Source organism: Yinghuangia sp. YIM S09857 (assembly GCF_051388915.1).
Classification (GTDB): Bacteria; Actinomycetota; Actinomycetes; order Streptomycetales; family Streptomycetaceae; genus Yinghuangia.
On record NZ_JBPKBH010000007.1, the window covers coordinates 142,980 to 145,095 of the forward strand.

The window sequence follows — 2,116 nt, forward strand, 5'->3', positions numbered from 1 at the left end:
GGTCACACGCCACGGACCGCCCGGGCGGGGCGGCCGTGCCGGGCGCCGCTGTGCAGACTGCTCGGGCAGTCCGCCCGGGCAGTCTTCTCAGAGCTGCGCGCCGACGTACTTGACCAGGTCGACGAGGCGGTTCGAGTAGCCCCACTCGTTGTCGTACCAGCCGACGATCTTGACCTGCTTGCCCTGGGCCATGGTCAGGCCCGAGTCGAAGGTGCACGACGACGGGTCGGTCACGATGTCGGAGGAGACGATCTCGTCCTCGGTGTAGGTGAGGATGCCCTTGAGCTGGCCCTCGGCGGCCTTCTGGAACGCGGCGTTGACCTCGTCCCGGGTGACCTCGCGCTCCAGCTCCACGACCAGGTCGGTGACCGAACCGGTGGGGACCGGGACGCGCATCGCGATGCCGTCGAGCTTGCCGCTCAGCTCCGGCAGGACCAGCGCGGTGGCCTTGGCGGCACCGGTCGAGGTCGGGATGATGTTGGTCGCGGCGGCCCGCGCGCGGCGCAGGTCGCTGTGCGGGAAGTCCAGGATGACCTGGTCGTTGGTGTACGCGTGGACCGTGGTCATCAGGCCCTTGGCGACGCCGAAGTTCTCCAGCAGCACCTTCGCCATCGGCGCCACGCAGTTGGTGGTGCAGGAGGCGTTGGAGATCACGTTGTGCTGCGCGGCGTCGTACTTCTCGTGGTTGACGCCCATCACGATGGTGATGTCCTCGCCCTTGGCGGGCGCGGAGATGATGACCTTCTTGGCGCCGGCCTGGACGTGCTTGGCGGCGTCCGAGGCGTTGGTGAAGCGGCCGGTCGACTCGATGACGATGTCGGCGCCCAGCTCGCCCCACGGCAGCGCCGCCGGGTCGCGCTCGGCCAGCGTCTTGAATGTCTTGCCGCCGACGGTGATCGAGTCGTCGGTGTGCGTGACCTCCTGGCCGAGGCGGCCCAGGATGCTGTCGTACTTCAGCAGGTGGACCAGAGTCGCGTTGTCGGTCAGGTCGTTGACGCCGACGATCTCCACGTCGGCGCCCGAGGCCAGAACCGCGCGGAAGAAGTTGCGGCCGATGCGGCCAAACCCGTTGATGCCTACTCGGATCGTCACGAACCGATCTCCTCTTGATGCGCCGGAGGGATGCCCTGATGTCTTTTTCCCGGCAGACGGGTTGGAATCGTCAAGCCGAGACCAAGTCCGACCCTATCGCGAGGTCCGTCCCGGTCGTGACGCAGGCGCCGCGTGGACACCGACACGCGAAGGGGCCCGGCGGCGGGTGCATCGCCACCGGGCCCCGATCGGGTTTCGGGTATGCGCGATCAGAACCGGTCGCCGACGACCTTCGCGACCACGCCGGAGAGCACGACGCCGATGCCGAACATCGCACCGTTGCCGTCCTCCTCCATGGCATCGCTCCAGGCTTCGTTGACGTCGAACTTGTCGATCACGTCGGACAGGTCAGCTCCCGAGACGTCGGCGACCCCCATGGCGATGCCGAAGTACTGGGCCAGGTAGACACCGGCGCCGGTGAGGACCAGGGCCAGGACCGGAAGCGCCGCGTGCCGGCCGCCGAACTTGCCGACCGCCGCACCGACGGCGATGCCGATGACGATCGCCATCCAGCCGTAGAAATCGACCTTGGACCGCATCGATTTGTCGAAGCCGCTGGAGATCATGAAGGCGTAGATCCCGGCGCCGACCAGCGCCACCAGCAGGCCGACGCCGAGCGCCGCGCCGACCCGTGGCGGGCGTCCGCCGCCGTAGGGGCCGTAGCCGCCGGGGCCGCCGCCGTAGGGGCCGGGCTGGCCGTAGGGACCCGGCTGTCCGTACGGGCCGGGCTGCTGGCCGTAGGGGCCGGGCTGACCGTACGGGTCGGGCTGGCCGTAGGGGCCCTGTTGCGGCGCCCCGTAGTTTCCGGGGCCGTTGTATCCACTCACGAGTTTCGTCTCCCAGGGACGCGTGCCGGACGACGAGGCTAGCGGCCCCCGCACGGGCCGGGCAGGCCCGCAAGCACCCACAATTGGCCTATGACCGAATTGTCGGCAATTTCGAGGGAGTTCCCGCACCCCGCGGCGGGGGGGGGGGGGGGGGGGGGGGGGGGGGGGGGGGGGGGGGGGGGGGGGGGGGGGGGGGG

2 protein-coding genes are annotated in these 2,116 nt (G+C 69.9%); both read right to left on the reverse strand.

The window, feature by feature from the left end; genetic code table 11:
* Positions 1–87: 87 nt before the first annotated feature.
* Complete coding sequence (gap, locus tag ACRX5S_RS16965; protein ID WP_436773770.1) at positions 88–1,092, reverse strand: type I glyceraldehyde-3-phosphate dehydrogenase; 1,005 nt, start codon at positions 1,090–1,092, stop codon at positions 88–90.
* 209 nt (positions 1,093–1,301) lie between these two features.
* Positions 1,302–1,919, reverse strand: a complete 618-nt coding sequence (locus ACRX5S_RS16970; RefSeq protein WP_436773771.1) for a hypothetical protein — start codon at positions 1,917–1,919, stop codon at positions 1,302–1,304.
* Between the last annotated feature and the right edge of the window lie 197 nt (positions 1,920–2,116).